This is a genomic window from Streptococcus suis (assembly GCF_002964575.1).
GTDB classification, from domain to species: Bacteria; Bacillota; Bacilli; order Lactobacillales; family Streptococcaceae; genus Streptococcus; species Streptococcus suis_R.
On the sequence record NZ_POQQ01000004.1, the window covers coordinates 1 to 866 of the forward strand.

An 866-nucleotide genomic window follows, 5' to 3' on the forward strand; every position below is an offset into this window, starting at 1 on the left:
GCCCAAAAAGCTACCATCACTTACCAAGATGAAGGTGGCAAACAGCTAGGTGCTATTGATGAGGTGACTGGTAAGTCAGGTGAGCCAATCAGCTACACCACAACAGCTCGTATTACAGAGTTAACAAACCAAGGTTATGAAGTGGTTCGTGATGACTTCACCAAAGACGGTGGACAAGTCTTCGATACTGACAAGGCTATCGACCAAGCCTTCACTGTTGTTGTGAAAGCTAAAACTGTTACAGTCACCCCAGAAGATCCTAAGAATCCAGGTACACCAGTAGATCCAGGCAAGCCAGACGGACCAAAATGGCCAGATGGCTTGAAAGAAAGTGACCTCAACCAAACTGTTACACGAGTTATCAAGTACCAATACGAAGATGGAAGTCAGGCTCAGCCAGATGTTGTTGAAACACTGACCTACAAACGTACCGCGACTGTTAACTTGGTAACTAAAGAAGTGACTTATGGTGACTGGACCTCAACTGATGATGACTTCGACAAAGTAGACACACCAGCTATTGCAGGTTACACACCAGACAAGGCAAGTGTAGAAGCAGAAGCAGATGTACCAGCAGAATCAGCAGACAAAGAAGTTATCGTTAAATATGTGAAGGACGCCCAAAAAGCTACCATCACTTACCAAGATGAAGGTGGCAAACAGCTAGGTGCTATTGATGAGGTGACTGGTAAGTCAGGTGAGCCAATCAGCTACACCACAACAGCTCGTATTACAGAGTTAACAAACCAAGGTTATGAAGTGGTTCGTGATGACTTCACCAAAGACGGTGGACAAGTCTTCGATACTGACAAGGCTATCGACCAAGCCTTCACTGTTGTTGTGAAAGCTAAAACTGTTACAGTCCC

1 protein-coding gene is annotated in these 866 nt (G+C 45.2%); it reads left to right on the plus strand.

Translation table 11 applies throughout. From position 1 onward, the window contains the following. The coding region (locus C1E58_RS12035; protein WP_193441723.1) for a mucin-binding protein at nucleotides 1–866 on the plus strand (866 nt) is incomplete at both ends.